The organism is Marinococcus tarijensis, assembly GCF_054971385.1.
This window is the reverse complement of sequence record NZ_JBQOJA010000035.1, coordinates 22,358-28,469: the sequence shown is the minus strand read 5'-3', so window position 1 is coordinate 28,469 and position 6,112 is coordinate 22,358. Positions and strand designations below refer to the sequence as shown.

Annotated in this window: 10 protein-coding genes; 6 read left to right on the top strand and 4 right to left on the bottom strand. The window is 41.0% G+C overall.

The features are described from left to right. From ACTTK7_RS15170 to ACTTK7_RS15160, 3 genes are all read left to right on the top strand, one after another. Window positions 1–180 (top strand): hypothetical protein (locus tag ACTTK7_RS15170; RefSeq protein WP_462868935.1); only part of this gene is annotated, 180 nt, incomplete at its 5' end. 493 nt (window positions 181–673) lie between these two features. Further along, window positions 674–958 (top strand): DUF5839 family protein, encoded by a 285-nt coding sequence (locus ACTTK7_RS15165; protein ID WP_462868934.1) that lies wholly within the window; start codon window positions 674–676, stop codon window positions 956–958. 173 nt (window positions 959–1,131) lie between these two features. After that, window positions 1,132–1,380, top strand: coding sequence for a hypothetical protein (locus ACTTK7_RS15160; protein ID WP_462868933.1), 249 nt, complete (start codon window positions 1,132–1,134; stop codon window positions 1,378–1,380). A gap of 884 nt (window positions 1,381–2,264) precedes the next feature. Here the strand turns inward: ACTTK7_RS15160 and ACTTK7_RS15155 are convergent. From ACTTK7_RS15155 to ACTTK7_RS15145, 3 genes are all read right to left on the bottom strand, one after another. Next, window positions 2,265–2,798, bottom strand: a complete 534-nt coding sequence (locus tag ACTTK7_RS15155) for a hypothetical protein (protein WP_462868932.1) — start codon at window positions 2,796–2,798, stop codon at window positions 2,265–2,267. A 154-nt stretch (window positions 2,799–2,952) separates the two neighbouring features. Beyond that, on the bottom strand, window positions 2,953–3,318 hold the full coding sequence (locus ACTTK7_RS15150) for a hypothetical protein (RefSeq protein ID WP_462868931.1): 366 nt from the start codon (window positions 3,316–3,318) through the stop codon (window positions 2,953–2,955). Window positions 3,319–3,553: 235 nt separating this feature from the next. Next, window positions 3,554–3,742: a hypothetical protein gene (locus ACTTK7_RS15145; RefSeq protein WP_462868930.1), complete on the bottom strand. Its 189-nt coding sequence runs from the start codon at window positions 3,740–3,742 to the stop codon at window positions 3,554–3,556. 279 nt (window positions 3,743–4,021) lie between these two features. Between ACTTK7_RS15145 and ACTTK7_RS15140 the strand changes: the two genes are divergently transcribed. After that, window positions 4,022–4,318 (top strand): hypothetical protein, encoded by a 297-nt coding sequence (locus ACTTK7_RS15140; protein ID WP_462868929.1) that lies wholly within the window; start codon window positions 4,022–4,024, stop codon window positions 4,316–4,318. Between the two features lie 496 nt (window positions 4,319–4,814). Then, entirely contained in the window at window positions 4,815–5,330 is a 516-nt protein-coding gene (locus ACTTK7_RS15135) for a tubby C-terminal domain-like protein (protein WP_462868928.1), read from the top strand. Window positions 5,331–5,377: 47 nt separating this feature from the next. Here the strand turns inward: ACTTK7_RS15135 and ACTTK7_RS15130 are convergent, their stop codons facing one another. After that, entirely contained in the window at window positions 5,378–5,647 is a 270-nt protein-coding gene (locus ACTTK7_RS15130) for a hypothetical protein (protein WP_462868927.1), read from the bottom strand. Between the two features lie 175 nt (window positions 5,648–5,822). On the opposite strand from ACTTK7_RS15130, the gene ACTTK7_RS15125 reads away from it, so the two are divergent. Beyond that, entirely contained in the window at window positions 5,823–6,086 is a 264-nt protein-coding gene (locus ACTTK7_RS15125) for a hypothetical protein (protein ID WP_462868926.1), read from the top strand. Window positions 6,087–6,112: the final 26 nt, after the last annotated feature.

The window sequence follows — 6,112 nt, the reverse complement described above, 5'->3', positions numbered from 1 at the left end:
TTGGACGTGATCATAGGTTCGTCCGTCCCCTCGATGGTCGAAGAGGTTCGTCGTTTTGCTAACGATAGCCGGACGAAACAACCGGTTTTATCTAACAAGCTACCTGTCATCAACCAACCCTATGGCCGAACACGTAACCTGCAAGATCAAAAAATTTGGAAGAGCATAAGGGAAAAGTGACCCCAGACGAGCTGGGGTGTCCGGCAGTGCCGGACGTTTCGTGGGTACGTCAAAAATGCCTTTTGTCACAGTTTTGTGTACAGCCTGTTCACGGTTTTGTGTACAAAACCGGGGGTGTTCGACACTTCAGCGTACTGATTTTAACGCTTGAATAACCGGAAAAGATGCTATTGCTGACCAGAAGCTGACCAAAAAGAACCCGTTTATGCAAATCATCAGAGCTTATATCATGTTCCTGAGCAAGCTCATTGAATCCTCGGGGTGTGTTTCAACATGAAACTAACCTTCGTCTCGACATGAACCAAGCTTGTTCATCGTTGGAACGCTGCCGTACAACAAAACACGTATCTAGTCGTCAGCCAGCGAAACAGCAACGTGAACAGAAAAGGACGAAACAAGAACATGAACATGGTCCGTTTCGGCTTCGTTCCGGAACAACCAGCTTCACGATTTTTGGTTATCGACGATCATCCAACGAAAGGAAGAAAGAGTCATGAAAACAAACAATACGATTGCTGCGTATCACATTCTCCGCCGGGACGAGAACGGGGCCCTGGTGTTAAACACGAATCAACTGTATCACTGGAACATTCCGAAACGACTGCGCGAGGATCCCATTCAACCGGGTGATATCGTTCAGGTTCCCACCAAGAAAGGCAAACGGTCCGTGGTCGTGATGAACGTCTTTCGGGAAGACATCGAAGACACGGGCCGAACGTATAAAAAAGTGATCAAAGTGCTCGAACGGGCCCCTAACAACCGCCGTCAGGAAGCGTAACATTCATCAAGCATCCGAAAGTTGTTCCAGAGGAAGAGGTAAACATCCTCGTCATAGGAAGCCTTCATGAGGGCACCAGCCCCATAGATGGTGGTTCCATCTAGAGGCAAGCACGGTGATCATTCCTATTCGCTTGGTATCGATCACCGATGGGAAAGGAGCGGAACAAGCATATGCCAAACGTGTTTGAAACACACTATGAAGGCCATCATATTTGGGTGGAAAACCGATGGTTCCAAGGAGAAAAATTATATGTTGATGATGCGCTGCAGGATGAAAATGTGGGGCTGACTCTTCGAGGGACATTGATGGGAGAAGTAACCAACCGGCAAGGAGAAACGAAAACCATCAAAGTCTCCTTGGGAGGTATCACCAAGATTCAATGCAAAATATTCGCCGGGCACGAATTGATCTATCCTTGACCAACATTCCATCGTCCGTGATCAAGGTGCTCGAAGGGGCGCCGACGAAGAGACCGGAAGCATCGGAACCACCATTCTCTTCTGCAATTGTTCCTCATTGTGATGAGAAACGACGATCCCAATAACATACAATGACAAAGCCCCCGGCAGCTGCCGGGGGCTTTCGAATGTCTTCTATTTGTGGCGAGTCATAAAAAAAGAATTCATTAGCCGGAGAGATTCTTAGCCATAACACCTATTTCTTCAGGCCTTTGTTGGTTCGATGCTATGAAAAATCCTTTGCCTGGTGCGCACCAAGCAAAGGGGGGTTGATTGCTATTCAGAGACATCCTGCCTGCATTTTATCAGTACGGCTTCCTCTGAACCTCATCAACGAAAGTAATGCATTACAGAGTCCATGATAAATAATCATTCCTGGATGTTAAACTAACTCGCATGACTGGTGGTAGAAACGATGGCCTGAAGAATAGATCGATGGCCCATTTATAATTTCATCTACCGTATTGATTAATAAAAAAACTGAAGTATTACTTTTAAGAGACGAAAAGCGGGAGTGCTTCCTCATAGACCTACCACCCGAAGAGACATATACTATTTAAGCGAGAACACGGAAATAGAAGATAAGAATGCCTCCAGCCAACGCATAGAAAAAACCGACGAGAAAAATGATAAAATTCTTTTTGAATGTATTTTCACGATTGACTAACGCTAAATACAAACTTGCTAGAGCGAATACCCCAGTATATAGCATACTGGGATAGACACGGTCCAAATAGTCGGTCACACTTAACCAAGTAATGAGCGTCACCGTTCCAAACACCCAATAGCCAAATAGGGATATATACAAAATGTCCCAAAATTTATTCATAGTTATCTACGCACCTTTAACATAAAAAAAGTCCATGCTCGTTATTGGTATCACTTATCGATAGGGGGAAAACGTAGATAACGGCCTCCGAAAATGGATTTCGGAGGCCGGTTTTTAATGCCTGTTCCTCTTCTCTTTTTGATTCAAATGATGAAAAAACTTGGACAAATAGATATACAGGAATCCTATAAGAACAACGACTTTTGTATCGTACTTCAAAGACCGCTGTAGTATTATCAGCATGATCAACGATTCTAACCGGATGTTGGTCAAACTGCTGCATCGGTTCTTGGTAATGATATTCCTTACTGGAAAGTGGACTTAAATCTTCTTTATCTAATGATTGAATATGTTGTTGAGCTTTTCGCCGGGATTTCACGGTATATACGACATAAAGAGCTAATATTGCTATTAAAATAAAACACATCCCTAAGACCGTGCCATAATCATCGTTCAATTCGTAATCAGTGAACGTAGCTCGCAGCGGATCCACAATGCCAACAAGTATCGTCATTAATAACGTAACAAAAATTATGTTTCCCTGTTTCAATCTTGTTCCTCCTATACTTGGTGCTTAAAAGATATTTACTTATTAAAAGAATGAGCTTTCTTCAATCGGCGCTGATTGCAGAAATTCTATAATGGTCGGCTTCAATAAAAGGGAAACAAGTTGGAAAGAATGTCAGCCACTACGTAAAAGGTGCTCATGATTCTTTCTTCGAACTTTTTTGATGGTCTTTATCCTTAATCCAAGAAATAATGAGTAAAATCACTAAAATACCTATCCCAAGGGACATGACGTTATCAGGAATACGGATTACTTTAAACCAATCCAGTGTTAGTCCAAGCAGAAGAACTAATGAAAAAATGATCTGTACGTATCTTAATGTTTTATAGATACTCATGTTTGATTGAAGTATTTTATGTGTTACAACTGTACTTAAAACGCCGATAATTAAAGCTAGGAGTAGTTGAACGAGATAAGGCCAAGTAGTTAAGTTTCCTACTAAAATAATCGTAATCGTTGCTAAAAAACTGACTATTGCTCCCACTTGCCATTCTTTTCTCATATATTATTTCACCTCCATTTCTCTTTCCTTCTTAATCATCTTCTTTAATTTCTATTGTCGGTTGAATGTCTTGGTTGTTTTCGTTGAAGGTAAAAGAAAATACCAATGGAAATTGCCAGAACAAGGCACAACAATATAAATAGCCATCCCGGCATATGAATAATCTTGCGCAAGTCCATAAGAATAAGAGCAAAAGAGATCGTACCAAATAATTTATAAAACAGTCTTAACATCCTCATGTTTCCCTCCTGGAACATTTTCTTCTGTCATTTAGCAATTTCCCCCCTACTAATGTGCCTGTTAGCGTAAAAACAAAACTAATCACCATTTCCATTATATAAGGCAACGCAAAAAATGAATCTAACAGAATAAAACTGATTGTTACCAATACACCCGATAATATTCCTGTTTGCCATTCATTCATAAAAAATCTCACCTTTGATAACAAAAAGAATGTAAAATAATTCCTTTTGCTATTCTACTAGGAACTACAAACAAAAGAAATGAATGCTGTAACTAGAGGGTCAAATGACTTTTTCGAAGTAAACCAAAAAAGCAAAGCCCGGGCACAGGCTTTGCTTTTTTATATGTTACCAGTGTTAGAAATGAGATAAGGAAATGCATCCACATCTATTTTTTGTTATCATTTTCCAGTAATTATTCTATATTTAGCCAAAAATTCAGTTGAGTAAGGAAGCGTATGATGGATAAGCAGGAAAAACAGCATCAACACCTATCGGGAGCATTGTTAGCCTTCATTCTTGTCATCTTCATCCCCGTATTTTTGTCGAACATTATTTTTACATTCAGCCCGGAGTTGATAGGAAACAGTTGGAAAAACTTTTTCGTCGTTCTTGTTATTGATCTTGTACTTATATGGAGCTATGCCTCTAGTTTGAAAGATGTTGAATATCGTATAGAAAAAGTACTTTATTTGGTGCTGCTCTCCCTAATCATTGTTGGGGCGTTAAGTATTTCTATCGCCCAATTTATAGCTTAAGTAATGGTGAAAAAGCTCATTTACATGGATTCTTATTAGAAGGTCCTTCATTTTTAAAGTCATCTAAACGCCAAAGAAATTAGGCACCAGGACAAAGGTAGAAAGGACTTTTGAATATGAGTAGCAAGCAGTCAAAAAAACGTATGGTAGCTACTTCTTTTGATATATTGACGTTCATTGGTGCTATTTATCTGATCGTCTCTATTTCCTTCTATTTTTCTCAAGAGCGAATTGAGGATTCCCAATTTTTCACTTATCTCTTTGTAGGAATAGCAGTGTCTATTGGTTGTATAAGAAGATTATACAGAGTATTCATCCATGAAGAAAAGAACGGTTGAGTGATTCAGTCGTCTTTAGAAGAACGAATCAATTGTTCGTCGTTAAACATTAGCCGGACGATTTATCTTTTTATGATGCTATGCGCTGGGGATACAACTGTTTTGCTGATAAGCTTTTGTGAGTAATCCATGAAGGAACATGACGAGGAGTGGGTCGGATGGTGACATTGAAATTTCGGAAGCCTTTTATTGTGTTCTCAAGTAAAAAAGTCAAAGTAACGGATGAAGAGAATCGGTTGAGATTTTACTGTGGTAAATATTACGACTCCTGGAGCGAAGTATTATGGTTGAAAAAAATAGAGAGTGTTTGCTTATTCGATGAGCAGAATCATCTCCTGGCAGACTCCAAACAGATAGAACGAGCCAGGGATAAATGGCAGGTAGCGTATGGCGTCGAACAGAATCATGTAGCAACAATAAAAAACACGGGAAAGATAGATACTCATATGAGATTGACTGTACATTACAACGGAAAAGAAGCGGTACTAAAAAATGATTTAGGCAGCAACAAAACCATTTTAGAGCATCAAGGTGAAGAATTAGCTCAAATGAAAACAAAAGGGATTTCGCTAACAAATCATGAGATTACTTATGACCCTCAACAATTAGATATGTCGGAAGAATTACTTGTTACAGCCTTTTACACATTTAGTTTAACCAATGCCAGAAAGTAAATAATGAATGGTTTCTTCTAGTCATCTCATGAGGCTAACGCCCAGTATTACCGGATCCATCCATACGTGAGCCCAAGACTCCACAGGCCACCGCCGACATGGATGATCCCTACAACGATCATCACCGTAATGAGAGGACGCCGCGACGACCCCTCGTACTGCCGATAAAATTCCCGGGCCATACTAAACAAAAACAACGCAAAAATAAGGGTGGAGTAACCCATGGGAAACGACCATAGGCCAAATAATGATAGAAAATGAATCATAAAACTTCCTATCGAAATACCAATGATAATTTTCAAATAGGTCGGGATCATGGCTCCCCTCCTTGTGATTCGTTACATCGATGCATGGGCGAAGGGGGCTTCGCCCATGCCCATGGTCGGGGATGCTCTTTATCGAACGAACATCATGGATAACGCTCCCCGCGTTGGGGTATAAAAACCGTAAGGATATGTTAGGAATCATTCCCAGGATAAAGGAGAACAAACCATGACCACGTCCCGAACGACGTTGCCGAAACGAAAATTATATCCACTCGTCACGGCCGGCATGCTGCTGATGGCCGTCGTGCTTACGCTGTTTGCCCTCGATTATACGCGAACAGGACTGCTCCTTTTGGTCTACGGGGTAGGAGCTCAACTCATCGTCCGTGCCGTATTGGAATGGACAGAGGGCATTCGCACGTTTTATTGGCGGTTACTGCTGGGGGCAGCGATTCTCTTGGTAATGCTCTCTTTCCACCTGGTTCCCTGAAAATACTTCGAAGAAGGACAGGAAGG

What these genes read in the sequence shown, in the direction of transcription:
- ACTTK7_RS15135 (WP_462868928.1), top strand. Translation starts at nt 4,815, where the DNA reads ATGGTGACATTGAAATTTCGGAAGCCTTTTATTGTGTTCTCAAGTAAA.
- ACTTK7_RS15150 (WP_462868931.1), bottom strand. Translation starts at nt 3,318, where the DNA reads ATGAGAAAAGAATGGCAAGTGGGAGCAATAGTCAGTTTTTTAGCAACG.
- ACTTK7_RS15130 (WP_462868927.1), bottom strand. Translation starts at nt 5,647, where the DNA reads ATGATCCCGACCTATTTGAAAATTATCATTGGTATTTCGATAGGAAGT.
- ACTTK7_RS15160 (WP_462868933.1), top strand. Translation starts at nt 1,132, where the DNA reads ATGCCAAACGTGTTTGAAACACACTATGAAGGCCATCATATTTGGGTG.
- ACTTK7_RS15165 (WP_462868934.1), top strand. Translation starts at nt 674, where the DNA reads ATGAAAACAAACAATACGATTGCTGCGTATCACATTCTCCGCCGGGAC.
- ACTTK7_RS15145 (WP_462868930.1), bottom strand. Translation starts at nt 3,742, where the DNA reads ATGAATGAATGGCAAACAGGAATATTATCGGGTGTATTGGTAACAATC.
- ACTTK7_RS15125 (WP_462868926.1), top strand. Translation starts at nt 5,823, where the DNA reads ATGACCACGTCCCGAACGACGTTGCCGAAACGAAAATTATATCCACTC.
- ACTTK7_RS15140 (WP_462868929.1), top strand. Translation starts at nt 4,022, where the DNA reads ATGGATAAGCAGGAAAAACAGCATCAACACCTATCGGGAGCATTGTTA.